Raw genomic sequence first — 25,242 nt, forward strand, 5'->3', positions numbered from 1 at the left:
CGGCATTCACTTGGCCGAGGGACAGGAAGCTAATCCCGGATCGCAACCCGTGCTGGTAGGTCCTCGGCGTCGAACGACAGGCCGACAGCGATCCCAACCTCACAAGCCCAAGCGATGAACATTTGTCGGGCGAGATCGGCGGGCCTGCGTCCGTCATAGGCAGCACAGCAGAAATCGCTGGCGCACGAGTGCAGGCGTCCGCGCTGCTCAATTGGCCATTCCTCAAGAAATTCAATCGCGTCCATGGCGCAGCATATGCTTCGGGGGCCGAGGAACTCGTCATTGATCAGAACGGGACGTGAGAAGACGTCTCGATGCTCGTCTTCGGATTCGCAAGAATGCACTTCGGAAGCACAGTCAAGGCTGAGAAAAACGTCGGTTGCCATGTGCCTACTCCCGCTGCCATCCCCCGTGTTGGCGCCGCACAGGCTATCCAGCACCTTGGGCGGCCTTAGGTGACCCACCGCCAAGATATCGGAAGGCGTTGTTTTGGCGTCAAGGGCCGCCGATGAACACTCAGCGGTCTATCTTCCTGCCGCAGACTGCCAATGACGCTCGATCTCGAGCGCTCTGGTGGCGAACCGAAATGGTCACAGGCCTCGGCCCAGCTCTCGATCGGCTTCATTACCACTCCGTCTGAGGTTGTCGTCAGATCGGAGCTAGAGGCGGAAACCTCGTATTGTGGAGCTGTGCCGCGAGGTGAGCGCCGCTTGGCGTGGTCCGTCACGATCGGCGGGCTGGCCGGGGGAGGTGGTTGAGCATGGATGCCGGGCTGTCAGCCAGTCCGGTCACGGCATCTGGTAGGCGCGGCCATTTGTGACCGTGGCGGGCTTGCGGACATATTTCGTACCGGCGGGCACCGCGGTTTCTCTGAACCGCTCGGCGAGACGATCGAGACCTTGTCGCATTCCTGCGCCAGCCGCGGCGGCTCCATGACCGCTGATCACCAGTTCCGGGCTCAGAGCAGCCAGGTCGCGGACCGAGCGCTCGGCGGCTTCCCAGTCTGGCGTGAAATAGCCGGTGGGCCATGCATTTCGAGTTGCTGCACGGCGACTTCATAGGCCGATTCTTGGCCCGTTGTTATGAAGGCGCGTTACGGCTGTCCTCGGATCTATCGATATCGTGCTGGGAGACGTCGACAGATAGGCTCCAAACACAAAGCGCGAGGTCAACCTATGTGAACGCGGCCTCTCGCTGAGCTGGTAAAATCACCGCCATGGCACCCTGTGAAATTTCCCGATTGAATGTTGTTCGTTTGCTTGGCCCCTTGCGCAAACAAGCCGCTCGCTACCGAGGGGGCTCGGTGATGGCCGGCGACGATCTGGTTGTCGTGACACTCCAGACTGCGATTGCAGAGCGGGCAACTCGGCCTGCCGAGATTAGCGTTTACAGATGGCTGCACGGCATCATGTTGCGGTATATCAATTGAGTGAAGCGCTCAAAAAGTTTGTGCGTGATGGTTCTGGTCTTCATTTGCTGAGGCAGGGGGATGACCAGCATCAGGAACATGCCGATCGAGCATTCGAAGCCAGCGATCATGTGAGACAGGTCTGATGCCGGGCCACATTCCTCCTGCCGCTTTCGAAAGCTTTTTCATGGCTGGGTTCGAGTGCTCCTCGCACCGTCGGATAGATGGCCATCGTCTGGATCTCGTGCGGGCAACAAGCCATGACATTCACGCCGCGGACGACTACCGTCGTTGCGCAGAGTTGGGGTTGAGGACCATCCGTGATGGGCTGCGGTGGCATCTGATCGAAAGCGCTCCGAGCGTCTATGACTGGTCGAGTTGGGTCTTCATGCTCGAAGCTGCCAGAACCGCGGGCGTTCAAGTTATCTGGGATGTCTTTCACTACGGGTCCCCTGATTATCTCGACCAGGGCAGCGAACGAATGATCGAGAGCTATGCCTCTTTTGCGGGCGAAGCCGTCAGATTGCATCGAGCAATGACGGGCAAAGCCGCAATGGTCTGCCCGATCAACGAAATTTCGTTCTTCGCGTGGGCCGTCGAAGTTGGTTATTTCCCGCCTGCCGGACCTAAAAGAAAGGGCTGGTTCAAGCGCCACCTAGTGAAGATGGCCGTCAAGGGTATCGAAGCAATGCGTGAAGCTGATCCCGAATGCCGCTTCATTTGGGCGGAGCCGCTTATCCACATCGCGCCGCGGGACCGCAGCGGTCCTGAAATGCGACGTGCGGAGAATGCTCGCCAAGGACAATTTGAAGCCTACGACATGCTGATGGGGCGAATCGCACCGGAATTGGGGGGAGCGGAAGATCTGATCGACGTGGTCGGGCTCAATTTCTATCCACACAATCAATGGTATCTGCAGGGGCCGACAATCCCTATGGGCCACCACGAATACCGGCCTCTGTCGGAAATGCTCGTCGAGGTCGCGCGACGGTACAGCAAGCCCCTCTATATTGCAGAGACCGGCGCAGAAGGATCCGCAGGGCCGGCCTGGCTTCATTATGTCTGTGATGAAGTGCGGGATGCTATCGGCCAGGGAGCCCCGATCGAGGGTATCTGCCTATATCCTATCACTGCCTATCCTGGATGGGACAATTCCCGCCACGCCGAAGTTGGCCTGTTTTCCGTTATCCATGCGGGTGGCTCGCGCCGCATACGCCAGCTGGTAGCCGATGAACTCGCGAGGCAGCAGAGGCTATTCAGCGACATTCTTAATGCGCGCGACCTTGCTGTGCCGGACACGCGGACGGGCGGTTAGGCGGGCGCCGCGATAGCCGTCTGCGAATCGTGCGTAGCCGGGAGCTCCTTCTGAATACGCGCGAAGGTGGCCAAGGCCTGCCCCACGACCTGATCCATGTTGTAGTAGCGATATGTCGCTAGACGGCCAACGAACCACACGTTGGGACAGTTGGCAGAGAGGGCTTCATATTGTTTGTAGAGCGCCTCGTTTTCTGGCCGCGGCACAGGGTAATACGGGTCGCCGATATCTGTCGGGTATTCGTAGGTGAGGCTGGTCCGGACATTCCTCTGGCCAGTCAAATGCTTGTACTCGGTGATGCGGGTATAGGCTTCCGTCTGCGGATAGTTCACCACGGCTACCGGCTGAAATTGCTCGCAGTCGAGGGTGACATGCTCGAAGCGCAATGAGCGATAGGGGAGACGGCCAAGCTTCCAGTCAAAGAATTCATCGATCGGTCCGGTGTAGATCAGCCGCCGGAACGGGATCCGCTCTCGGATCTCTCGATAATCGGTCTGCAGCATGATCTTGATGTTGGGATTGTGCAACATTCGTTCGAACATGCGCGTATAGCCGCCGGCCGGCATCTGCTGGAAGCTGTCGCCGAAATAACGATCGTCGCGGTTCGTTCTGGTTGGGACGCGGGCCGTCACCGACTTGCTCAACTGGCTGGGATCGATCCCCCACTGCTTTCTGGTGTAGCCTCGGAAGAATTTCTCATAGAGCTCTCTGCCGACCGTACTGACGACCACATCTTCGGCAGTGTGAATTTCCTCAACTGTCTCACGACGGGACGCGAAGAAGTCTTCCAACTCGGTCGAGCTCAACTCCAGACCGTAGAGGCGGTTGATCGTATCGAGGTTGATCGGAATCGGCAGAAGCTTGCCGTCCACGAAAGCGAGCACACGGTGCTGGTAAGGGTGCCAAGCGGTGAATTGCGAGAGATAATCGACGATCGACTGGGCGTTCGTGTGGAATATATGCGGTCCATACCGATGGATGAGGATTCCGGCTTCGTTGTAGCAGTCATACGCGTTGCCGCCGATGTGGTTGCGACGGTCGATGAGAAGAACGCTTTCGCCCCTTTGCGAGGCGATCCGTTCCGCGAGAACGCTGCCGGCAAAGCCAGCTCCGACGATCAGCCAATCGAACATGTCATGCGCTCCTGCGGAAGGGCACGACCTTCTTGCTTGCACCGGCATTCCTGATATGGGCGGCCATGGCGTCCCACGTCCGCTGCCAGGACATGTTGGCCAGATAGGCGTCGACCGCCGGCAGGCGCGTATTGCGCGGCTGCGCGAGCGCGGAGCGCAGCTTGGCCTCGATGTCCTCGGCGTCCGCAATGTCGACGAGGCCGGCGGCAGCGTAGCTTCGCACCACATCAACAATCGCGGTCGAGACCACAGGGAGGCCGGCGGCTAAGAATTCGGGGGTTTTCGTGGGGCTAATGAAACGTGTCGCTTCGTTGAGCGCGAACGGCATCCACCCGACATCCCAATGCCGAAGGTAGTCGGGCAAATGCTTGTAGGCTTTGCTGCCGAGCCAGTGCAGGTTATTTGCCCTGGGCAGGCTGTCCGGATCGATCTTGACGACCGGACCAAGCATCACGAAGTGCACGTCAGGCATCGCGTTGGAAGCCTGCGCCACAAGATCGATATCGAGGCGCTCGTCGATGACTCCGAAGAAGCCGACCCGAGGATGCGGGATGGTGAGTTGATCCGCCGGCTCCTCGCCGGGCGCCCTCGCCTTGTGAAAGTGGTTGACGTCAATGCTGCTGGGGAAGGGATGGATCGCGCGATGCTGGGAGCGCTTGGCTTCGAACAGGCTTAAGCCGCCCGTAAAGACCACATCGGCGCGTTCGAAGAGCGCCCGTTCCAGGAGCGCAAGCTGGGCCGGCGCATTCTTGAACGCCGAAAGCTCGTCCATGCAGTCATAGACGCACACGTCGAAGTTTACATGCGCGCTGAAGCGCAGCGCCATCGGGGTATAATACCAGGCGGTCAATTGGGCGTGCGGTGTCGACGCGATGATCCGGTCCAGATATCTGCGCTGGATTGCATCGGCTCTGGGGGGGCTGGTGCCGATCGGGAGCAGAGGGGTCGCTACCCGAATGCCCGGCGCAGCGTCGCAAAACCGAATGGACGAGTGGGAGCATTCTTCAAAAACGGGCTCCTCGAAGTACACGATTTGGTGCTCTCTCGAGGCATGCGTGAGAATGTGCTGCGGACGTTGATAGACGAAATTCCATCGCAAATGGGAAAAGCATATCAATAAATCTTGCTTTTTTCTGGTTTTGATGGTGGCTGGTATTCTTAGCGCCGCGTCCATATAAGCTTTTCCCTGATGACATTGCCGTTTAGACTGCGAATAACATTTGTTAATCGCGAGATGCAGGAAGCTATTCCTGCCGCATGTCTAACTGTCCGCTGATTAACTTGTTCCAGCCAGCGAGCGATATGCAGGCGGAGCTCCGCGCTAAACGGTGTGGCTGCGGCCTGCAGGCAGCTTTCTGGGGAAGGCCGCCTAGTCGCCGCATTTTCGTTGAATCAGCGGCTAAAATGTCCAGCGGCTTGAATTGATTCGTCAGACCGAAGCTAGGGCGCTTAACGGCCGGCAATCACTGGGGCAGACGGATGAAGATCGAGTTCGAGACGAATGTGTTCCCGTTGTTTCACCCTCAGACGGTGGACGATCTCAAGGATCCTTGTCCGGTTTTTGACGGCCGGCTTTGGCATGTGTTCGGATCGAGCGGTACGGTGACCAGCGAGACTTGGAAGATTCTTCACGCCACGGCGCCGGAGTTGCAGGGACCGTGGACGGAGCACGCGACGATTGAGCTCCCTGTCGCGGGGTCGGGCGTCGCGGCGCCTGGCGTCGTGCACGAAGACGGCGTCTTTCACATGTTCATCCAAACCGAGTTCATGAAATCCGGCGGCCGCTGTGAACACGCGGTGTCTAACGACGGGTTCAACTGGGTGGTGCTCAATCCGGCAATCCTGTCCGTGCCGGACACGGATGAAGACGGCATCTATGATCCGCACCCGGCTCTCATCGGCGGCAAGCGCTACATGGTTTATTCCGGGATGCCGAAATTCACCCGCGTACCGCAGCCCGACATCTATCTGGTCCGCAGCCAGTCAGATTCATGGTTCGGACCCTGGAAGCGGCTGGGCAAGATCCTGGACCACAATGACATTCCCCACCACAACACGCGGGACGACCCCGACTACGAATGGGGGATCGAAGGTGCCCAGTTGGTGGAGCTTCCGGACGGCCGCGTGCTCCTCAACGCCACCTGCTTCCTTCCGAACGGACAGCGGGGCAGTCGGCAGCGGGTGTTTTTCGCCATCGCTGACACCATTGCCGGACCTTACTCCTCGATCGGGCCGGTGCTCGATCCGGGCGGGCCTGGAGAAAACGGCCATTCGACCGTGATGATCGAGGGCGATAGGCTGACCCTTTTTTACCAGAGTCGCGTTGCGGCGACGAACCATCGCTGGCGCTACGGCTTGGCGAGTTTCGACGTGTCCCTGCTTTCGAAAGCGGCTTGACCGTCTCGTCGCGAGATCGCGGGGCATCCCCGCAAGTTTAGTGCCGCTTAGAGCTGCGACCGGTCCGCCGAATGAGATCGCCGTCGGGAACAATGTCTCTCGGACATGGTTCGGTCGCGTCCAGCAGAGAGCGGCCAGCTATGTACTTGCTGCAAAGAACCAAGAGACTCCAGTGGGTGAGGCGGCTCATTCTTGGCTTTCTGTGCAGCCGTATCGTCCGGCCGGCCCGACCCAAAAGCTGATGCGAGGATGTCGTGCGCGCTCGTGTGAACATTCTGAATTTCGGGACTGAAAGCGCTGATGGCGACGTACGCGACCCAAATCGCATTTCGACAGTTGATCCAGAGCAGCTCGCCTATTTCTCCGCTGTGAACGGAATCACAGAGCAACAGGCCCGGGAATTGATCCGAAAACATGGAGACAATCTTGCCGTGCTCGTCAAGGAAGCTCGGAAGCTGCGCGAGCTCGAGTGACGTCCGCTAGGGTCAAGCAAGACCAATGCAAAGCGGATCCGGAACATTCTTAACGAATACTGGTTCGGGTATCGCCGCATCCCGCAGGCCTGGGTGCGGTTCATGGAGAAGACGGTGCCAATCACAAAAGGCTTGAAGGGCGCGGTCATGCGCCGGAGCGAGGCCCGCCCATCGTGACTGATTGCAAATTGCATGACCGGCAACCGATAACGGGCGTTGAGGGAGCTCTCGCATAAGCCGCTTGGCAGGTGAGTGTGGGTCTATCCGGATACAACGATAACTGTGCAAGTCGTGACTGGCCCGTTGGCATGCAAGGCGCCGGCGCTGCTCTTGAGACGACGCTCACTACGGTAGTAGGGGATCATCGCTACTGGGTCAGGCAATGAGCGGCGATCCTCTTGTGGCGCTCGCAAACTCCATTAGGGAACGCGACGTCGTGCTTTTCGTGGGGGCGGGCGTCTCCATGAGTGTCGGCCTGCCGTCCTGGGAAAAACTGATCAAGCGGATGGCGGATGAACTGGGCCTGGAGGTGGACCTTGGCAAGCAGCGCGGTCGTTTTCAGACCTTGGCCGAGTATTACCGCATCAAGCATGGAAGTATCGGACCGCTTCGCAGTTGGATGGACCGGCACTGGACCGTTAGCCGCGAGAAAATCCAAAAATCCGAATTGCACCGTCTCATCGTCGCGCTGAACTTCCCAGTGATCTATACCACGAACTACGATCGAAACCTCGAAGTTGCGTTTGAGATACATGGCGTCGAATACGTCAAAGTGGCCAATGCGCGGGATGTCTCGAAGGCTCGCAGGGACGTCCCCTACATCGTGAAATTCCACGGCGACTTCGACGACGATTCCTCCTTGGTTCTCACAGAAACCGATTACCTTGACCGGCTGTCATTCGATTCGCCGCTCGACGTGAGGTTTCGTTCGGACGCCTTGGGCAGCACGGTTCTGTTCATCGGCTACAGCCTTTCCGACCTGAACATCCGGTTGCTCCTGCACCGGCTTTGGCAGACCTGGAGCCGATCGGGCTACGAGGCGGATCGGCCTCCCTCCTTCATCTTCATGGCGCATCGTGATCCCGTCGAGGAAGCGGTGCTGGCGCGTTGGGGCATCACAGTGATGACGGGCGACGACGATGATCCTGAAAAAGGGCTGCTGGGTTTCCTTTCTCGCCTTGCTGCCCTTGTCGAAGCGAACGCAACGGATCGGCCGAGGCTGCTGTCAGGAGGCGAACCACCGTGATCCATTGACGGCGGCCCGCTGACCCGAGCGGAACAGCTTGCCGCTTCGCAAGTTTGGTCCGCCTGGGATCGGCGCACGCCAGCGTAATTTCTGCTTTGGTTTGCGTGCGCTTCCCGACGGAGCCCGCATGACCCCACGCAACAAATTGTTGGCGAGATTGCCTCGCGCAGAGTTGGAGGCAGTAGCTCCCGATCTTGACCCTGTCCCGCTACCGTTGAAAACAGTGTTGCATGAGGCTCTCGAACCAATCGAGTACGTCTATTTCGTCGAACGCGGCGTCGCATCGATGGTCAACGAGCCCGAAACCGGCGACATCGTCTAGTTCGCGACGATTGGTCCCGAAGGGATGGTCGGGTTCCCGGTGCTTCTTGGGACAGCTTCGGTCCCGAGTCGCGCCATGGTACAGATCCCGGGGCATGCGCTTCGCATGAAGGTGCGGGACTTTGAACGGGCCTTGCGGAGCGCTCCGACGCTACACAAGTTTCTGCTGCGATACTTGATGGCCCTGCTGAATCAGATCGCGCAGAACACGTCCTGCAACCGTCTGCATGAAGTGCAGGAGCGATGTGCTCGCTGGCTACTTCAGACACACGATCGCGTCGACAGCGACGAATTTCCGCTCACGCAGGAGTTTCTTTCCCAGATGCTCGGTGTGCATCGCCCGAGCGTGAGTGTGGCCGCCGCGACCCTGCAGAGGGCGGGCCTAATCGACTATACACGTGGAAATATCAGGATCGCCCACCGCAAGGGCCTCGAGGCCGCTTCGTGCACCTGCTACCGGGTGATCAAGCGTGAATATACCCGCCTTGTTGATGGGGAGTGACTACGCCACGAACCACTTCAAATTCTCTGGTCCATCGGGGGTTCCGTAGCCTTCGGACGCCGCCGGACTTCGACAGCAGTTCCTTGTGATCCCCGGGTCTCAAGTCCAATCAGCAAGGCATAGCTGGCGGCGATCGTCCGCCACATGTCGCGGAACTCCGGCCAGTCCGCTCCATCCGCCTTTGCCTGGCAGTATTCGTGCAACCGCATATTTCGTTGAGCCTGCTCATTGTGGCGGTTTACCGGAACAAGGCCTAACTGTCTGTCGCCCGGAATACATAGCGCATTGCAACTCAATCTCGCTAACTGACACTGACTGCGCCTTATCGGCCTGCCCCGAAATCGAGCAGGTCTCCTGACCCGGATCGGTCGGTCTTAGGAATACCCATGATCGCAAAGCGCTCGAACGGCCGATAAAGGAGGCGTCCTTGCGCAAGCATCACCGCATTTCGGTTCTGTCCGCTCAAATTCTGCGGCCCGTGGAACATCGCAGCATGAAGATGTTTAGGCGCAATGAAAATCGTCCTGTTGTTTATGATTGTAATTTTGTTCCTCCTCATGAGGCGACGATCTCTTTCGATAAGAGCAAAGCTCGACGATGTTCACCGCGAGATAGCTCTTCGTGAGCGGAATAGCCGTGTTGGACGCAAGTTCGACGCCTGAGAGGCGGCCTCGAATTCGCATCGTCACCCGTTCGACGAGGCCTCAGCTGGATACGGCTGCTCAAATCCGACGACGGCGCCTCTATCGCTGCGATGGGTTCTTTTCCGTGAGTGCTTCGCTGATCGGTTTGTATTCCCCTGTAATGAAGCCTGCCGACCGCGATCGCCTCTACAGATTTTCGGACTGGCTAAACAGCTTCCGGCTCGCGGCGATGATCTGTTGCGTCTCCGCAGCGTTCTTCGCACCCGAGACTGAAACTGGACGCCTCGCAAAAGTTGTTCGCAGCGATGTTCGCGGGCAGCCATCTGTCCAAACCTGTGAATCGAGGAATTGTTCAGCACGGAAGAACCCCAGGCAAAGGCGGTCAAAAAGGGCGCGCAGCTGACGGTTGACGCCTCCTTTGGCGAGATCTGCCCTGAATAACAGATGCTAGCGCGCTCTCTTGCTCTGCCTGCGCGATAGTTGTTGCAGCCCATGGCGGGCCGCAGTTCCAAGCCACGCTTGCCGGTCGGCATCGGAACCAGAGCGTCCAGGCGCAGTTTGAGCATGTCTGCGATGAGTTCCCCTCAAGTCTCGCAGATCGGTGTGCGACACCGGCCCGCGCCCTTGCCGAGGGGCGCGGGTTCCTCGGTCGGAGCGCGGAGGCCGCTCCATGCAATGCCGGCCCATCCCGTTCACTGAAAGGCGTATTTGTAGACGACCCGATTCTGCTCGTCCGTCACTCTGACCCAAAGTTCTTCATTTGCTCGGATTCGCACTGCCCGCCCGGTTGCACGAGATGCCGCCGCAGCGGCGGTGTGCGCTTGGACCGACTGCCTGGATGTGACCACTTCCCCAGACATCACTTCGACCACGTAGTTCTTCATCAAACATGGTTACGCCCAGGGCCGCCAATGGCGAAATAAGATTTGATGCAATTGAGGAAAAAACCGCGTTATCTCGCCCCGTTGTATCGGTTTTTGCGCTTGGGGCTAGGATGCCTTACCGAACGAGTACCGATATTTATGGGAGGACCCTCTCAGTCATACGCGTACTTGAATGTCGTAAGCGTCGCCTGATCCGTGACCCGTACCCAGAACGGCCCATCACGCCGGCCATGGACAGCCTTGCCCGTGACTTTCGTCGCCGCCTCCCACGGCGTCTGCGCCTCAGCTACTTGACGCGACACGACTACCTGGCCGGCTCCTTGTTCAAGCCAGTAGGTCTTCATTGTCTGCATCGCTCCGGGACCACTATCCTAACTTGGCATGGGGGCGGCTTGTTCCGGCGGGATCCTCGCGACCAGCGACTGCCACGTCGGGCCGGATTGACCTCATCGGTGTTGCGTCCTGCGGCACCAGAGTTGAAGAGAACGGTGCTGCCGGCGCCATAGCCATTGCGGAGCTTGGAACACTCCGGCGGGCACCAGGTTCGATAGACGAAGCTGAAGCGTTGAGAAGCTTGGTTCGACCGGGGAGAAACGCCACGTGATCGAGAGGGGAAAGAACCTGATGGATCAATTAAACCCATGTTCGTTCTGGTCATTGGCGCTTCAGGTCTGATCGGCGCGGCTTTGTGCGCGCGCCTTGGGGCGGAGGGGCACGAGGTTGTCCGGGCTGTCCGTAGCCGCACATCGAATGGCCTATTTAAGGGGCGAACCGTCATTATCGATATGGCGAAGGCGCTGGAGCCGGAAGTCTGGCTTCCACACCTTCATGGGGTCGACGCTGTCGTGAACTGCGCGGGCGTGTTGCAGGACAGTGCTCGGGACAATACGGACAAAGTTCATGCCGGCGGCGCCTCGGCCCTTTTTGCTGCCTGCGAGCGCGGTGGCGTTCGAAGGGTTATCCATTTCTCCGCGATCGGTGTCGACCGGGAACAGCCTTCAGCTTTCTCGGCCACCAAACTGGCTGGCGATCATGCCTTGATGAAGCGTGATCTCGATTGGGTAATCCTGCGGCCTTCGGTCGTGCTCGGGCGGCCAGCCTTCGGCGCAAGCGCCCTCTTCCGCGGGCTCGCCGCCCTGCCTCTGCTGCCTAGAATGCCGGGCACGGGCCTCCTCCAGGTCGTGCAGCTCGACGACGTCGTTTCCACTGTTTTGAACCTGATTGGCAGGGATAGCCCGTCCCGCCTGACGCTCGAACTCGCAGGGCCGGAAGCATTGACCATGAGCGAAATTGTCGCCCGCTACCGCGAGTGGCTGGGGTGGGGGAGGGCGAGGGAGTTTGTCCTGCCCGCTTGGGTCGCCGCGATGCTTTACCGGTCCGGTGACCTGGCGGGCCTCCTCGGCTGGCGGCCTCCTATGCGGACCAACGCCGCGAGGGAAATCGCGCGCGGCGCGACCGGCGCCTTGGAACCGTGGAAGCTTGCAACGGGAATCCGGCCGTCCAGTCTCGCGTCCGCCCTGGCCGCCAATCCTCCCACCGCGCAAGAGCGCTGGTTCGCCGGGCTCTACTTCGTGAAGTCGGCCATCTTCGTGGTGTTGCCGTTCTTCTGGATCGCTACCGGTATCATCTCCCTCACTACCGGTTGGCGCAGCGGTCTGGAACTTCTGCTCAACACCGCTTTCGCGCCTTTGGCCGGGGCCGCTGTTGTCGCAGGGGCTTTGGCCGACATTGTCGTCGGGGCGATGATCGCATCGCGGCCGACGAGCCGGTTAGGGCTGTGGGGGGCGATCGCGGTCTCGTTCTTCTATGCGATTGCGGGAAGTATTCTGCGCCCGGACCTGTGGAACGAGCCCCTCGGCCCGCTGATGAAAATCCTGCCCATCCTCGTCTTGCACTTCTGCGCGCTGGCGATCCTGGAGGAACGCTGATGCTCTACTTTGTGCTGAAATACTTGCACGTCATCGGCGCTGCTGTGCTGCTCGGCACCGGCGCGGGCATTGCATTCTTCATGCTGCTCGCCCACCGGACCGGCAGCGCCGCCACGATTGCCGCCGTAGCCCGCATCGTCGTCATTGCCGACTTCCTGTTCACCGCTACCGCGGTCATTGCGCAACCGATAACCGGGGCCGCATTGGCCTGGCAATCAGGCTATTCGCTCCGGGAGGGCTGGATTGTGCTGTCGATCCTGCTCTATGTCGTCACGGGCCTGTTCTGGTTACCTGTGGTATGGATGCAGATGCGCATGCGGGATCTTGCGGCGGAAGCCGCCACGGCGGGCATTCCGCCGCCCAAGCGATACAACCAGCTCTTTCGGCTTTGGTTCGCTTTTGGGTTTCCGGCGTTTGCATCCGTGGCCGTGATCTATTGGCTGATGATCACACGGCCCGCGATCCAGCTGTTTTGACGGAGTTCGCGACACTGCACTCTACCGACACGCGGCGGCCAAGTCCGGCAGCCAACCGGTGACCAAGATCCAGCGTCGCGCAGCCCAGCTGCTCGAAACATCGGCGAAGGTGGCAAAGAAGGCGGTTCCGCGGCCACCCGTCAAGACGCTGACGGGTAGACGAAACACGGTCGCAGAGCCCGGCCCTAACCCTTGTTTTTCTTGCGAGCGGTGGCCTCGGCCCGCTCAGGCGCCTCTTTGATGCTGGCAGCGCCGCCCATGTCACCATTCCTGGTCCGTCCCGCTCCCGGCCCAGCACCTAGATCCGCGCCTGTGGTCGGGTCGGCGGAGGGGTCAGAGAGAGTCCGCTCGCCCATCTTAGCTACGACCCTCATATCCTTGGCCACCAGTTTGACTGTTGCCGTCCCGTCGCCATCGTCCGCCGGCATGACTTCCTCAAGATCGTCCACGCGATCCCATTCGTCCCCTGAGTTCCACGGCCCGTTCATATCCCCTTCGCCTTGCGACGTGTTGACGTACATGCTCGCAAATTTCTCAATGCCCGGAAGCTTGCCTGTGGGGAAGTTGTGCTCAATCGCGTACAGCGCTTTCTCGAACGATTTCTGGTGCGCAATCTCGCGCGTCATGAGGAAGCCCAGCGCGTCCTTTACGCCGGGATCGTCGGTGATATTGATCAGTCGCTCATAGACGATCTTGGCGCGCGCCTCGGCGGCGATGTTGGACCTCAGGTCTACGGTGGGTTCGCCACGGGAATCGATGTAGGCGGCAGTCCACGGCACGCCGGCCGAGTCGCAGAGGGCAGGTGCGCCGCCGAACAGGATGGACTCCTTCGCCGTCGTGCCGCTGGCGCCGACCATCAGATAGAGCTCGGCTTCTTTCATCTGTCCCTCGGCCAGCTGGGCCTTCAGGCCTTTGTTGAGCATGGTGACGATCGAGCCAACGACCTCGAGGTGGCTGAGCTCTTCGGTCGCTATGTCGAGCAGCATGTCCTTGCGGCCGACATCATCTTCCCCCAGCCCTTGGGTGAAATAGCGCATAGCTGCGGCAAGCTCGCCGTCGGCGCCGCCGAACTGCTCCATGATCATGCACGCCAGCCGCGGATTGGGTTCGGAAACTCGAACAGTGTATTGCAGTCGCTTGTTGTGCATGAACATGGGGGGCCTCCAGGGTTGGGCCCCCCTAACAGCGCACCACCTGGATTGTTCCTTTGCAGAGGATCGAATAGCCTAGGGCGGGGCTTTCTGAATCGGCCGTTCACGCTGACGTCGCGTTCTCGTCCTGACCAATGCAATAATCGAGCGACGGTCAGAGCGCGCCGAGGCGTCGTCGTGTCAGTCGAGCCTGTAGCAAGACTACCGTGAGCAAGAACAGCCCTCGGATCACTGACTGCCAGTAGGCCGAAAGCGAAATCCATCCCATTCCATTCTCAAAGTTGAGAACATTGAAAAGGATGCCGAGCAGGAGCACGCCTGCGAGCGTGGTCACTACCGAGCCCGAGCCGCCGGTGAGCAGTGTGCCGCCGACCACGACGGCCGCGATGGCGAACAATTCCCAACCGACTCCCTCAATGGGCTGTCCCGCCCCGAACTGCGAGGCAAGGATGACCCCGGCGAGCCCCGCCAGTCCTCCGCTCGCGAGATAGACCAAAGACTTGACGCGATCGGTACGCAATCCCATCAGGCGCGAAGCATCCTCGCCGCCGCCGATTGCGAGCACAGCGCGACCGGTGCCGGTGTAATTCAAGACCAGGGAACCGGTGAGATATGCCAGGGCCGCGATGGCCGCAGGGATCGGAAACGTCCACAAGCTACCCTGGCCGATGGCGGTGAAGCCAGACTCGTAGGAGACCGATACGGTCTGGTTGCCAGCAAGCAGAAGGGCTGAGCCACTGGCGGCCTGCATCGTGGCGAGAGTGGCTATGAACGGCATCAAATTGGCGCGTGTGACAAGAATCCCATTGATGAGCCCGGCGACCAGCCCAGCGCCTATTCCCGCGGCAAGACCCGGCACGATCCCATAGGGACTCGCCAATGCCGAGGCTACGCTGCCCAAGGCAGCGACGGAGCCCACGGATAGATCGATCCCCCCTGTCATGATGACGAAGCACATGCCAAGCGCCACCAGCGCGAACATGGAATTGTAGCGCAGGAGAGTCATCACATTGTAGAAGCTGAGAAACCGATCATAACGCAGGAACCCGAACACAACGAGCGCAGCCAGCGCGATCAATACGCCGTAGGTGCCAATGATGCGGACCAGGCGGGCGCGATTCATGGGCTACCCGCGATGCTGTTGTTGCAGCCACACAGCGAGCGCGATGATCCCTGCCTTGACCACCAGAGCAGCTGCGTCAGGCACCCCGTTCGCCAGAAGGGTGTAGCGCACAAGTTGAATGGTAAGCGCGCCTAGCAAGGTACCGACGATGGTAGCCTTGCCGCCACTGAGGAGGGTGCCACCCACGGCAACCGCCGCAATTGCATCGAGCTCCATACCGAGGCCCACCAAGTTGGCGTCGCTGGAAGAGTTGATTGCGATCACGATCAGCCCGGCCAGCCCCGCGCAAAGGCCGCTTATGCCATAGACGGCAAGCTTGATCCTGGAGACGGCAATGCCGGCGAGTTCGGAAGCCCTTTCATTGCCGCCGACTGCCAATATGCATCGTCCGAACAGGGTTTTCTTCAACGCCCACGCAGCTGCCGCGACGATGACAGCCATGATGATGACTTGCGCCGGTATATCCAAGGGCCGGGCGAGGCCGATCCATTGAAATTCTGGCACGCGAAAGGTCTGCAGGTTCCCATTTGTCATCACCTGAGCAATGCCGCGGCCGGCGATGAACAGGACCAGTGTCGCAACAATGGGCTGGATGCGGAAGCGGGCGACCAACCAGCCATTGAAGAGCCCCAACAGCCCGGCCACCAATACCGACATGATCATCGCGGCAGCCACGTTGAGGTAGATGCTTCCGATCGGAAGGATCTTGCCCAGGAAGATCATCGGTGCCAACGCACCCGAAATAGCCATCAGAGAACCAACCGAGAGATCTATGCCGCCCGTGGCTATAACAAGCGTCATTCCGACGGCTACGATGACGATGGTGCAGACCTGGGTGAGGTTGACGTTGAGTGTCTGCATTGTCGCGAAATTGCGGGTGAAAGCGAGGTTGAACGCAACCAGCAAAACCAGCGCGATTACGGTCCCGTAGCGCGACAAAAAACCGAAGAGATCGAAGCTGCGCGCGACGGCATCCCGATCCGCGTATGATCTCGGCAGCTCGGTCACGTCGCGGCCTCCGACGAAGCGCTCGTTCCATGCGCCATCGCGGTCAGCACCTTTTCTTCATTGGCGTCTTCTGCTTCCAACTCAGTCACGCTGACGCCATCGCGCAGAACGAATATCCGATCCGCGCCTTCGATGATTTCCTCCAGCTCCGACGAAATCATGAGCACCCCGAGGCCTTGGTCTGCAAGTCCCCGGATCAGACGCTGGATCTCGCCCTTGGCACCCACATCGATTCCCCTTGTAGGCTCGTCGAGTATGAGCAGCTTCGGGTTCATCGCCAGCCAACGGGCAAGCAGCACCTTCTGCTGGTTCCCGCCCGAAAGCTCTCGCACCTTCTGATTGGGCCCGGAACATTTTATGCCGAGCTCGCGGATGAACCGCTGGACGACTTCGCGCTGGCGCTGCTCGTCCAATACGCCGTTGCGGCTGATCTTCGGAAGCAACGCAAGGGTGAGGTTTTCCGCCACGGTCATCTCCGGCACGATGCCTTCGCCCTTCCGGTCCTCGGTGCAAAAGCCCATGCCGGCGACGATCGCGTCGGCGGGACGCTGAGGATTGTAGTTAGAGCCTTCCATCGTCATCTCGCCGGCGTTCGCGCGATCGGCTCCGAACACGAGCCTTGCGGTTTCTGTACGACCTGCGCCAAGCAGGCCGGCAAAGCCCGCGATCTCGCCGCGCCGGAGATCGAAGCTTACACCGCGGACGGCCTGCCCGGCTCCAAGCCCGCGGGCCGAAAACATCACATCCCCGATCCTGGAGCGGTCGCGCTCGCCGAAGGCTGTGGCGTGCCCCTCGACAGCCGCGACATCGCGGCCAAGCATAGCTGCGACAAGTTCCAGCTTGCCGATCTCTTCCATCGCGGCGTTGCGCACAGTGCGGCCGTCGCGCATGATCGTGACCTGGTCGCAGACTTCATACAGCTCATCGAGCTTGTGGCTTACAAAAATAACCGATACCCCTTCAGCCTTCAGCTGACGGATGACGCCGAACAGCACTCCCACTTCGCGTTCATCAAGGGACGACGTCGGCTCGTCCATAATGACAAGGCGGGCGGAGAATCCTATGGCCCGGGCGATCGCCACCATCTGCTGTGTTGCGGTGTTGAATTCACCCAGCGGACGGCCAACATCCATGCCAATGGAGAAGCGGCTTAGCAGGCGCTCGGCTTCCGCGTGCATGGCATTCCAGTCGAGCAGGCCGTAGCGGCGCTTTTCCCGCCCCAGGCAAATGTTCTCCGTCACCGAACGCAGCGGGACCAGATTGATCTCCTGGTAGATCGTGCTGATGCCGTTGACTTGTGCCTGGTGGGGCGAGTGGACCTCAAAAGGCTTGCCTTCGAACAGCACTTGCCCGGCATCCTTGCGGTGGTACCCGGTCAAGACCTTGATCAGCGTCGATTTGCCCGCGCCGTTCTGGCCGATCAGGGCATGGACCTCGCCTGAGCGCACGGAAAGCGACGCGTCCACCAGCGCGGGTATGCCGGCGAAGCGCTTTTGGATGTCGCGTATGTCGAGAAGCAGCGGGGAGGGCCCATCCGGCGGCCGCGTCATTTGGCAAAGCTCCGAAAAGCCTCCCCGCCGAGGCGGGGAGGCAGGTTTTAACCAGACGACCTCAGAACGCCGTACCAATCTTATTCTTTGCGTTGGTGCCGTCGTAGAAGTCGTCGTCGTTCTTGATGAAAGGCGGAATTTGCTTGCCGGCGGCATAGTCGGCCATCGTGGCGAAAGCCTTCGGTCCGAAAAGCGGGCTGCAGCCGCAGATGGCGCCGATCTTGCCGTCGACGATTGCTTGCACGCCGTCCTTTTCGCCATCGATCGAGACAATCAGCACGTCTTTTCCCGCTGTCTTGCCGGCCGCCTCGAGGGCTGCGATCGCGCCGAGCGCCATCTCGTCATTATGGGCATAGATGATGTCGGCTTCAGGATGCGCCTGTAGTAATGTCTCGGCCACCTGGCGGCCCTTGTCGCGAGCGAAGTCGCCAGACTGTGAGGCGACAATCTTGAACTCCGAGTGCTTGGCGATGATGTCGTCGAAACCCTTCTTACGGTCGTTGGCTGGCGAGGAACCGGTGGTGCCTTCCAGCTCGATGATCTTCGATTTTCCATTGGCGTTCTTCACCACCCATTCGGCAATGCGGTTACCCTCATTGATGAAGTCGGAACCGATGAAGGTGACGTAATCCTGTCCAGGCTTGGCCATGGTGTGGTCAACATCGCGGTCGATCAGGAAGACCGGGATGCCGGCATCACGCGCGGCCAGGATGACTGGCACCAGCGGCTTGTCCTCGCGCGGAGGCAGGAAAATGGCATCGACCCCCTGCGCGATCATGGAGTTTACGTCGGAAGCCTGCTTTGCCGAGGACCCGGCGGCATCAGTATAGACGAGCTGATGGCCGAGCTTTGCAGCCTCGTCCTGCATGCTCTTGGTTTCAGCCAGCCGCCATGGGTTGTTGCTCTCGGTCTGGGCGAAGCCGACCTTGTATTTGTCTTTCTTGGCTAGCGGCGGGAGCGCGGCGAAGGCGCGCGAAGCGACTGTAAGAGCGGCCACGCCGACGGCGGAGCCTACCAACAATTTCCGACGGGTGATGATCATGCTTTTCCTCCTTTGTTGTCGCGTTTTGACGACGTTGAATTTTGCTAGCCTATGCCAGGTTAGGTCATCTCGCTTGCACGCACCCCGTGCGATTGAGTCACTGCGCCCCCTTCCAAAATGAAGGCGGCGCAGCGATCGCCCAGCATCATGGCGGGGGCAGCGGTGTTCCCGGCGTTGATGTTCGGGCAGGCTGACATGTCGGCAACGCGCAGGTTCTCTATCCCGCGCACCCGCATGGCCGCGTCCAGGACGCCCATCCGATCGCTGTCCGGACCCATGCGGCACGTGCCGGCCGGATGGTAATTCGTCTTGACGAAGCGCTTGCAGTGCCTTTCCAGGGCCTCGTCGCTGAGGTCGTCTTCCCTGGGAACGGCCACAGCCTTGATGCGGTCCGCCAGAGGCTTGGCGTGGAATGCCTTCAGGAAATAGCGCTGGCCGGCAATCATCTCCTTCATGTCATCTTGATGTTTGAGCAGATGCGGAGACACGACCGGCATGTCGTTCGGATCTGCCGAACGCAGCTTCACGAAGCCACGGGACTTCGGTTTGACAACCACCGTCGTCACGGTAAGCCCGTAGGTATCCTGCACCAACGTGAGGATATCGCGGTCCAGGTAGACATGTGGGACGCAAAACGCCTGGATCGTCGGGTCGCCGCCCGGATCGGCCGGATTGACAAAAGCTCCAGCCTCGACTCCCGCTGACAGGATCGTGCCGGCGCCGAAGAGCTTGAAATGCAAGCCGTTCTTGATCATCCGCCAACCCTGGCCCTGCTTAAAGTAGCCGTAGGGCCCGTTCATCGTGGCGATGATGGGCACTTCTGGATGGTCGATCAGATTCTGGCCTACGCCCGGAAGGTCGGCGATGCAGGCGATGTCATGTCTGGCAAGTTCGTCGGCCGGGCCAATACCTGACAGCATCAGGAGTTTCGGGGTGACAAGTGCGCCTGACGAGACGATCACATCGCCCTGGGCATAGGCCTGGTGTTCGGTTCCTGATTGATCGGTATAGCTTACACCCTTTGCGCGATCGTTCTGGATCAGCAGGCGCCTCGCGGCGGAATTCAACCTGAGCGTCAGCCTGGGATCGTTCGCTAACGGCTCGATGAAGGCATAAGCCGCGCTGCTGCGCTTCCCGCGCCGGTTCATGAACTGATAGAAGCCCACTCCGCGTTGCGCCGGTCCGTTGAAGTCGTGATTGTAGGGTAGTCCGAGCCGTTGCATCGCCTGCACGAACCAGCGCGAAACGTCGTCAATGTGACCGGCGTCGGAGACGAGCAGTGGTCCTTCGCTGCCATGCAAGTCGCCGCTAAGGCGATTGTTGCCTTCCATGCCCATGAAGTGGGGCAGCACAGCCTGCCAATTCCAGCGGATGCCGGCATTGTTGCCGCGCAGCAGCTCATCCCATTCGTCGTAGTCCGAGGCGCGGCCGCGCATATAGACTTGGGCGTTAACCGAGGTGCCGCCGCCCAGCACGTTGCCCTGGGAGATTTCATGTTGACGGCCATCCAGATGCTGTTGCGGCTCGGTGCGGTAATAGCGCATGAACTTCGAACCGTTGATCATCTTGAAAATGCCTGGCGGCATATCGAGCAGCGGGTGGTGATGCGAATGCCCAGCTTCGAGAAGCAGCACCCGCCGTCCTGCTCTCACCAGGCGTGCCGCGACCACGCAACCCGCTGCTCCGCCGCCCACCACGATATGATCGTAGGTCTGCGTCATTCTCGCCGGCCCTTAGGGCATTTCAAATGTGCCACGGACATACTCCCAGGCCGCGGAAAGATGATTGAGCAGCGCCCGCTCGGCGCTATCCGGATCTCGCTCGAAGATGGCCATGCAGATTTCGCGGTGGCTCAGGAAATTGATCCGGTTGCGCTCTGGTGATCGGGGCATGCGCAGCCAATGCGGTGACAGCCAAGCAGTGAAGGCCTTGTGCACGGCAGGCATGACTGGGTTGCGCGTGATCTGGTAGAGCACGGCGTGGAACCCTACGTCGGTGGCATAGAATTCTTCCGAATCCGGTATTGCCGCCTCGTTCATATCGAGCGCTGATCTGAGCGTGGTCACGTCGTCCTTGCGCGCATGGATGGCGGCGTTGCGCGCAAGAGCGGCTTCAAGAAAGACCCGGGTGTCGTAGAGGTTCTTAACTCCCGCCTGAACGCTTAGCAGGTGCCCGACAACACCTTCCAACGCACCGAGCGCCGCGTCCAGCCCGGGCCGGCGTACCACTGGACGAAAGCGTGGACGCGCTTCGATAAGCCCACGACTTGCCAGGCGAGCGACTGCTTCACGCACCACGCCGCGGCCAACGCCGTACTCGGCCATCAATTCGCGCTCGGCCGGCAGGAAGCTGCCGTCGCCGAGCTTGCCGGAGGCGATATCCGCTTCAATTCCAGCCACCATGGCGTCTGCGGCGCGAACAGCGCCGCTCGTGGCCCGCCTTTCAACCTGCTGTGGTGTACCTAACAAGCCATCCTCCGCGTCGTCAGATCATTAATGCTCAGATCGGACCAAAGCACAAGCTCCTGTGCATTGTCATCAGATCAAAATGGCTAAAACCGTGCATCTTGTTGCACTGTGCGGACGTTAGTGCAATTATGGTAGGACGAAAATAGGATGCGGCGACGAGAGCCTCCCAATGGGCGATACAGTGATCACTGACGTGAAGGTTCGGCTTTTCCGGGTGCCGTTGCGTGAGGTAATGACCGACGCAAAGCATGGCGCCCACACGCATTTCGAGCTGGTGACCGTGACCCTCACGCTGGCCGACGGCAGCGAAGGAACCGGCTACACCTACACTGGCGGCAAAGGGGGACATGCGATCGCCGCCATGATCCTGCACGACTTGGCGCCTTTCCTGAAGGGACGTGACGCGACGGAGATCGAAGCGCTCTACGATGGGATGTTATGGCACGTCCATTACGTCGGGCGCGGCGGCATCGCGTCGTTTGCAATTTCTGCGCTCGACATAGCGCTTTGGGATCTCCAGGGCCGGCGCATCGGCCGGTCACTCTGGGAAATGGCCGGGGGCGCCGGAAAGACAACCAAGGCATATCGCGGCGGCATCGACCTGAACTTCTCCCTGGACGAGTTGCGGGCGAGCATCGACTCCTATCTCGCCGCCGGGTTCAATGCCGTGAAGATCAAGGTCGGCAAAGATGACCTCGCCGAGGATGTCGCCCGTATAAAGGCAATCCGCGAGCGCATCGGGCCGGAGACCCCGTTCATGGTGGACGCCAATTATGCGCTCGACGTTCATCGGGCGATCGAGGCGGCGAACGCATTCGCCCCTTACGATCTGCTGTGGTTCGAGGAGCCTATCATACCGGACGATTACCAGGGCTACGCTGCCATTGCCGAGGCGACGGGCATGCCTCTGGCAATGGGCGAGAACTTGCATGTCATCGAAGAATTCGAGCATGCCTTCGCTTGGTCGAACCTCTCCTACATCCAGCCCGACGCCTCGAACTGTGGCGGCATCACAGGCTGGTTGCGGGTGGCCGAGCTTTCCCGCAAGGCTGGAATTCCAGTGTGCAGCCACGGCATGCAGGAATTGCATGTCAGTTTGGTCGCGGGTCAACCAAACTCTGGTTGGGTGGAGGCGCACAGTTTCGACATCGACCAGTATACCACTGGTCCCCTTAGGTTGCAGGATGGACTGGCAGTCGCCCCAGACGAACCTGGCATTGGTGTCAGCTTTGACTGGCGTAAGCTGGTTCCATATGAGGAGAAGGTCTAGCAGGTTGATGAAAAAGTCCGGAGATACCCGTTTTGACTCTGATCTGTGGCGGGTTTGATTGTGTGACAAAACAGTTTTTCAACAACCTGCCAGCCCTAGGCATAGCGCGTACCTAGGCGGTGACAGCGGTATCGGCGCATTGACTAGCTCCTCAACTTCTCTTCACGGAGCCATGCAGGTGATGGACTTACAAGCAAGTGGTCCGTGCGCAGGCCGGAGCTTCGGTCGTAGCCGGATAGAAGAAGTGGCAATAGGTGTAGATACCTTTGCACGGCCGATCCGGCGCATCGCGTCTACCCAGCCCAGGCCCAGCTTGCGAGCGTACGCGTTCCTGCTGGCCGGGAATGAGACGGCATCGCCCAGCGCGCACGGACTACGGCGTCCATCTCTGTTGGGCGACAGGCGCATTGGTGGCTTCGAGCGCTATTCCGCGGGAGATCGGTTTTTCGGCTCCCGCAAAGCTAGGAAAGCAGCCGAGAGCAGGACCGTCATACCCGTAATTTCGACCGGACCAATCTTCTCGCCACGGGTGACGATGCCGAGCAGCACCGCAATAACGGGCGAAACGAACGCGAAGGCGCCGGCGCGGGAGGCGCCGATGTCACGCAGAAGCTGCATGAATAGAGTGTAGCCGACGAGTGAACCGAACAGGATCAGAAAAAGCCAGCCAGCCCATGCCGGCCAGCCCCAGTCGCCCTGAAGCGCCGAAAGACTGCTGGGTTCGAGAACCAGGGAGCCTAGAATGAGCAGGAGGCCGCTAAAAAGCGTCGTGGAACCGGCCATGAAATCGGCCGGATAAGCGGCAAGAAGCGGCCTGGCGAGTACCGAACCATAGGCATACACGACAGCCGCCGACGCGACGGCACATGACCCGACCAACCTCATAAAGCTCGACTGGTCCGCCGCGGCCGCGGTGTTGCTATAGATCTCCGGCGCAAACAGCACGCACAGCCCCGCAACTCCCATGATGATCGCCAGTACCCTTCGGCCCTCGAAGGGCTCATCGCCGAGAAGCAATGCGAAGCCGAGCAAAGCTACGGGCGTAAGTGAAAGCTCAAGCACCGCGGCCGTTCCTGAATCGACATAGAGCATGCCCCAAAACAACGGGCCGTAGCAGAGCGGGATCATCAACAGCGTAACTGTCAGCAGCCTCGGCGCGTCGCTGTGGGAGACCCTCGGCAACTTCCCTCGACAATACGCCATGAAAAGTAAGATGGCGCCTGCCGCAGTGACGATCTCCTCGCCTGGGCTGAGCGCGCCGAGGTGATAACGCCTACCGAGAGGAAGGAGCTAATTGCCTTGGCAGCCGATAATCGGTTGCTCGCCTCAAAGGCACTGGAAAGAGCCAAGGTCTTGCGCGAGTCGCTTTATGCAATTTTGCGGGCGGAAGCTTTGGAAACCAATGCACCGCCGGACGAAGTCAAGACTGTCCAGAAGGCCGTTTCGGAATCCTTGCGCAGGCGCGCGCTTTGCGAGGCCGATGGTGTGTTTTTCTGGGGGTGGGCAAACGACAGTAGCCTTGAAGCGGTTTGGCTCCGCGTAGCGCTTAGCGCAGCCTCGTTTTTAGCGGGTCGGCAGCTTCGCCGTAGCGTGCGCGAATGCCCGGGACCGAACTGCGGCTGGCTTTTCCTTGATACTTCCAAGGCAGGCCGTCGTCGATGGTGTTCGGACGAGAGCTGTGGTTCGCGCAGTCGCGTAAGGCGCTTCAGGGCAAGAATATGATTCAGAAGCCGACCGGTCGGTAAGGCCAAGGTCGTCTTGCGCGGGGTCAACTCGGCGTCTTGCTCTCGCCCACTTCTTCGATCTTGTCCAGAACAGCTTCAGGTGCCACGTCGCGCTTGAGCTCCTTCAGTTCGTCGTCTGCTTCGGTGTTTACGTCCAGGCGCTTGGCAATCTCTTCCACCAGCTTGATGAGCTTGGTCGTCTCATGTTCGTTCAAAAGGCTGACCTGCAGATCGAGGTCCGCCCTGGCATCGTCCTCGGCCGCCATGCGGTTCTGGTTGATCAACACGAAGGTCGACAGAAAGATCGCCTCGACCGAAGCAAACATGGCCAGGATCACCAAGGATGGATCAAACGGCTTGATAAAGGTCACGACGCCGAGATTTAGTGCAATCCATGCTCCAAAGAAGGCAAGGTGAATGTAGACGAACGCCATGCTGCCGGCGAATCTGCTGATGGCAGCAGCCGTGCGTTCCTCCAAGGACGCTGTCTCGGCGTCACGTTTTCGCCTCTCGACCAGTGCCTCTATGTTCCGCGCCAGGGCAGGGGCCAAGCCTTCCGCCGCCGGGGTGGTTGGCGTCACAGAGCCCATGGTTTCAGGAGCGGGCTTGGGATTCATTCTATGTCTCCCGTTTGGCAGCCTAACTCCTCGTTTGACAATTCGCTCCATCGGCGGTATCGCGAGAGCCAGGAGATGTGCAATCCAGTCCGGGGTCCTGCCACACCTTGTAGGCCCTGCGCACCGCGCGCTCGCCGCGTAAGAGCTTCCCCGCAGCCTGGACTTTGGCGCGATCGCTTGCCGGCTAGATCAACGTGATAGGGATATAGCGGATGATCACCTTCTCCTGCCGGAACCGCCGCTCGAGTGCAGTGCGGCGATCACGCCACTCGAGGAGGTCGATCTCATCGGTCATGACTTCGAAGATGACGATCTGGTCGGCATTTGACTCGGCACCCTTCCTCCACAGACCATCTGCAGGAGCCTGGAGGTAAGCGGTAACACCATCAAATCGGGCCGCGAGCTCTTCCTTTACCCTCTCGAAGTCTTCTTGGCCGAAAGGCTCTCCTTCGTTGTCCCTGCATGGGAGTAGAATCTGAACAAGGTGCATGGCGATCAACGGTGGCAGGCAGGGTTTGTTTGTTCAAGGTAATCGTGAATGTCGGGTCGCCGCAATGTATGG

General features: G+C 59.9%; 22 protein-coding genes and 1 pseudogene. 8 read left to right on the forward strand and 15 right to left on the reverse strand.

Annotated features, from left to right (window positions below):
• Positions 1–29: 29 nt before the first annotated feature.
• Together CK230_RS15115 and CK230_RS33600 are read right to left on the reverse strand one after the other, a co-directional pair.
• A complete protein-coding gene (locus tag CK230_RS15115; RefSeq protein WP_095818159.1) occupies positions 30–386 on the reverse strand; it encodes a DUF982 domain-containing protein in 357 nt (118 codons plus the stop codon).
• 402 nt (positions 387–788) lie between these two features.
• Positions 789–1,090: pseudogene (locus CK230_RS33600) on the reverse strand (MBL fold metallo-hydrolase); the annotation flags it as partial.
• Between the two features lie 463 nt (positions 1,091–1,553).
• On the opposite strand from CK230_RS33600, the gene CK230_RS15125 reads away from it, so the two are divergent.
• Entirely contained in the window at positions 1,554–2,723 is a 1,170-nt protein-coding gene (locus CK230_RS15125; RefSeq protein ID WP_095817975.1) for a beta-glucosidase, read from the forward strand.
• Here CK230_RS15125 and glf read toward each other — a convergent pair.
• Positions 2,720–3,856 carry a UDP-galactopyranose mutase gene (gene glf / locus CK230_RS15130; RefSeq protein ID WP_095817976.1) on the reverse strand — a complete coding sequence of 379 codons (1,137 nt, stop codon included), beginning with the start codon at positions 3,854–3,856 and terminating at the stop codon, positions 2,720–2,722. The genes CK230_RS15125 and glf overlap by 4 nt on opposite strands.
• A gap of 1 nt (position 3,857) precedes the next feature.
• Positions 3,858–5,030: a glycosyltransferase gene (locus CK230_RS15135; protein WP_095817977.1), complete on the reverse strand. Its 1,173-nt coding sequence runs from the start codon at positions 5,028–5,030 to the stop codon at positions 3,858–3,860.
• Between the two features lie 305 nt (positions 5,031–5,335).
• On the opposite strand from CK230_RS15135, the gene CK230_RS15140 reads away from it, so the two are divergent.
• From CK230_RS15140 to CK230_RS15155, 4 genes are all read left to right on the forward strand, one after another.
• The gene (locus CK230_RS15140; RefSeq protein WP_095817978.1) at positions 5,336–6,253 is read left to right on the forward strand and encodes a hypothetical protein; all 918 of its coding nucleotides are present in this window, start codon (positions 5,336–5,338) and stop codon (positions 6,251–6,253) included.
• Positions 6,254–6,519: 266 nt separating this feature from the next.
• On the forward strand, positions 6,520–6,726 hold the full coding sequence (locus CK230_RS15145; RefSeq protein ID WP_176480106.1) for a DUF3606 domain-containing protein: 207 nt from the start codon (positions 6,520–6,522) through the stop codon (positions 6,724–6,726).
• A 382-nt stretch (positions 6,727–7,108) separates the two neighbouring features.
• Complete coding sequence (locus tag CK230_RS15150) at positions 7,109–7,972, forward strand: SIR2 family protein (RefSeq protein WP_095817980.1); 864 nt, start codon at positions 7,109–7,111, stop codon at positions 7,970–7,972.
• A gap of 499 nt (positions 7,973–8,471) precedes the next feature.
• Positions 8,472–8,795 carry a helix-turn-helix domain-containing protein gene (locus CK230_RS15155; RefSeq protein ID WP_176480107.1) on the forward strand — a complete coding sequence of 108 codons (324 nt, stop codon included), beginning with the start codon at positions 8,472–8,474 and terminating at the stop codon, positions 8,793–8,795.
• 1,680 nt (positions 8,796–10,475) lie between these two features.
• Here the strand turns inward: CK230_RS15155 and CK230_RS15165 are convergent.
• Positions 10,476–10,667: a hypothetical protein gene (locus tag CK230_RS15165; protein WP_141246035.1), complete on the reverse strand. Its 192-nt coding sequence runs from the start codon at positions 10,665–10,667 to the stop codon at positions 10,476–10,478.
• Between the two features lie 297 nt (positions 10,668–10,964).
• On the opposite strand from CK230_RS15165, the gene CK230_RS15170 reads away from it, so the two are divergent.
• Positions 10,965–12,251, forward strand: coding sequence for an SDR family oxidoreductase (locus CK230_RS15170; protein ID WP_095817984.1), 1,287 nt, complete (start codon positions 10,965–10,967; stop codon positions 12,249–12,251).
• A complete protein-coding gene (locus tag CK230_RS15175; protein ID WP_095817985.1) occupies positions 12,251–12,727 on the forward strand; it encodes a DUF2269 family protein in 477 nt (158 codons plus the stop codon). Before CK230_RS15170 ends, CK230_RS15175 begins: the two co-directional genes overlap by 1 nt.
• Positions 12,728–12,912: 185 nt before the next feature.
• Here the strand turns inward: CK230_RS15175 and CK230_RS15180 are convergent, their stop codons facing one another.
• The 7 genes from CK230_RS15180 to CK230_RS15210 form a co-directional block, all read right to left on the reverse strand.
• Complete coding sequence (locus tag CK230_RS15180) at positions 12,913–13,881, reverse strand: manganese catalase family protein (RefSeq protein ID WP_095817986.1); 969 nt, start codon at positions 13,879–13,881, stop codon at positions 12,913–12,915.
• 151 nt (positions 13,882–14,032) lie between these two features.
• Entirely contained in the window at positions 14,033–15,001 is a 969-nt protein-coding gene (locus tag CK230_RS15185) for an ABC transporter permease (protein ID WP_095817987.1), read from the reverse strand.
• Between the two features lie 3 nt (positions 15,002–15,004).
• On the reverse strand, positions 15,005–15,940 hold the full coding sequence (locus tag CK230_RS15190; RefSeq protein WP_245429940.1) for an ABC transporter permease: 936 nt from the start codon (positions 15,938–15,940) through the stop codon (positions 15,005–15,007).
• Positions 15,941–16,005: 65 nt separating this feature from the next.
• Complete coding sequence (locus tag CK230_RS15195; RefSeq protein ID WP_095817989.1) at positions 16,006–17,559, reverse strand: sugar ABC transporter ATP-binding protein; 1,554 nt, start codon at positions 17,557–17,559, stop codon at positions 16,006–16,008.
• Positions 17,560–17,620: 61 nt separating this feature from the next.
• Complete coding sequence (locus tag CK230_RS15200) at positions 17,621–18,601, reverse strand: ABC transporter substrate-binding protein (RefSeq protein WP_095817990.1); 981 nt, start codon at positions 18,599–18,601, stop codon at positions 17,621–17,623.
• A gap of 59 nt (positions 18,602–18,660) precedes the next feature.
• Positions 18,661–20,322 carry a GMC family oxidoreductase gene (locus CK230_RS15205; RefSeq protein WP_095817991.1) on the reverse strand — a complete coding sequence of 554 codons (1,662 nt, stop codon included), beginning with the start codon at positions 20,320–20,322 and terminating at the stop codon, positions 18,661–18,663.
• Between the two features lie 12 nt (positions 20,323–20,334).
• Positions 20,335–21,069 carry an FCD domain-containing protein gene (locus CK230_RS15210; RefSeq protein WP_245429929.1) on the reverse strand — a complete coding sequence of 245 codons (735 nt, stop codon included), beginning with the start codon at positions 21,067–21,069 and terminating at the stop codon, positions 20,335–20,337.
• A gap of 169 nt (positions 21,070–21,238) precedes the next feature.
• Here CK230_RS15210 and CK230_RS15215 point away from each other — a divergent pair, with 169 nt between their 5' ends.
• Complete coding sequence (locus CK230_RS15215) at positions 21,239–22,339, forward strand: mandelate racemase/muconate lactonizing enzyme family protein (protein ID WP_095817993.1); 1,101 nt, start codon at positions 21,239–21,241, stop codon at positions 22,337–22,339.
• 423 nt (positions 22,340–22,762) lie between these two features.
• Here the strand turns inward: CK230_RS15215 and CK230_RS15220 are convergent, their stop codons facing one another.
• From CK230_RS15220 to CK230_RS15235, 3 genes are all read right to left on the reverse strand, one after another.
• The gene (locus CK230_RS15220; RefSeq protein WP_280952544.1) at positions 22,763–23,575 is read right to left on the reverse strand and encodes an EamA family transporter; all 813 of its coding nucleotides are present in this window, start codon (positions 23,573–23,575) and stop codon (positions 22,763–22,765) included.
• A gap of 532 nt (positions 23,576–24,107) precedes the next feature.
• Entirely contained in the window at positions 24,108–24,680 is a 573-nt protein-coding gene (locus CK230_RS15230; RefSeq protein ID WP_245429930.1) for a DUF1003 domain-containing protein, read from the reverse strand.
• 184 nt (positions 24,681–24,864) lie between these two features.
• A complete protein-coding gene (locus CK230_RS15235; protein WP_095817997.1) occupies positions 24,865–25,170 on the reverse strand; it encodes a hypothetical protein in 306 nt (101 codons plus the stop codon).
• Positions 25,171–25,242 lie beyond the last annotated feature (72 nt).

Origin of the sequence: Mesorhizobium sp. WSM3859, assembly GCF_002295065.1 — a bacterium.
Taxonomy (GTDB): Bacteria; Pseudomonadota; Alphaproteobacteria; order Rhizobiales; family Rhizobiaceae; genus Mesorhizobium.

Excerpts from the sequence above, each read along its gene's own strand:
- CK230_RS15115 (WP_095818159.1), bottom strand. The coding sequence starts at position 386 with ATGGCAACCGACGTTTTTCTCAGCCTTGACTGTGCTTCCGAAGTGCAT.
- CK230_RS15125 (WP_095817975.1), top strand. The coding sequence starts at position 1,554 with ATGCCGGGCCACATTCCTCCTGCCGCTTTCGAAAGCTTTTTCATGGCT.
- glf (WP_095817976.1), bottom strand. The coding sequence starts at position 3,856 with ATGTTCGATTGGCTGATCGTCGGAGCTGGCTTTGCCGGCAGCGTTCTC.
- CK230_RS15135 (WP_095817977.1), bottom strand. The coding sequence starts at position 5,030 with ATGGACGCGGCGCTAAGAATACCAGCCACCATCAAAACCAGAAAAAAG.
- CK230_RS15140 (WP_095817978.1), top strand. The coding sequence starts at position 5,336 with ATGAAGATCGAGTTCGAGACGAATGTGTTCCCGTTGTTTCACCCTCAG.
- CK230_RS15150 (WP_095817980.1), top strand. The coding sequence starts at position 7,109 with ATGAGCGGCGATCCTCTTGTGGCGCTCGCAAACTCCATTAGGGAACGC.
- CK230_RS15155 (WP_176480107.1), top strand. The coding sequence starts at position 8,472 with ATGGCCCTGCTGAATCAGATCGCGCAGAACACGTCCTGCAACCGTCTG.
- CK230_RS15165 (WP_141246035.1), bottom strand. The coding sequence starts at position 10,667 with ATGAAGACCTACTGGCTTGAACAAGGAGCCGGCCAGGTAGTCGTGTCG.
- CK230_RS15170 (WP_095817984.1), top strand. The coding sequence starts at position 10,965 with ATGTTCGTTCTGGTCATTGGCGCTTCAGGTCTGATCGGCGCGGCTTTG.
- CK230_RS15175 (WP_095817985.1), top strand. The coding sequence starts at position 12,251 with ATGCTCTACTTTGTGCTGAAATACTTGCACGTCATCGGCGCTGCTGTG.
- CK230_RS15180 (WP_095817986.1), bottom strand. The coding sequence starts at position 13,881 with ATGTTCATGCACAACAAGCGACTGCAATACACTGTTCGAGTTTCCGAA.
- CK230_RS15185 (WP_095817987.1), bottom strand. The coding sequence starts at position 15,001 with ATGAATCGCGCCCGCCTGGTCCGCATCATTGGCACCTACGGCGTATTG.
- CK230_RS15195 (WP_095817989.1), bottom strand. The coding sequence starts at position 17,559 with ATGACGCGGCCGCCGGATGGGCCCTCCCCGCTGCTTCTCGACATACGC.
- CK230_RS15200 (WP_095817990.1), bottom strand. The coding sequence starts at position 18,601 with ATGATCATCACCCGTCGGAAATTGTTGGTAGGCTCCGCCGTCGGCGTG.
- CK230_RS15205 (WP_095817991.1), bottom strand. The coding sequence starts at position 20,322 with ATGACGCAGACCTACGATCATATCGTGGTGGGCGGCGGAGCAGCGGGT.
- CK230_RS15215 (WP_095817993.1), top strand. The coding sequence starts at position 21,239 with ATGGGCGATACAGTGATCACTGACGTGAAGGTTCGGCTTTTCCGGGTG.
- CK230_RS15230 (WP_245429930.1), bottom strand. The coding sequence starts at position 24,680 with ATGAATCCCAAGCCCGCTCCTGAAACCATGGGCTCTGTGACGCCAACC.
- CK230_RS15235 (WP_095817997.1), bottom strand. The coding sequence starts at position 25,170 with ATGCACCTTGTTCAGATTCTACTCCCATGCAGGGACAACGAAGGAGAG.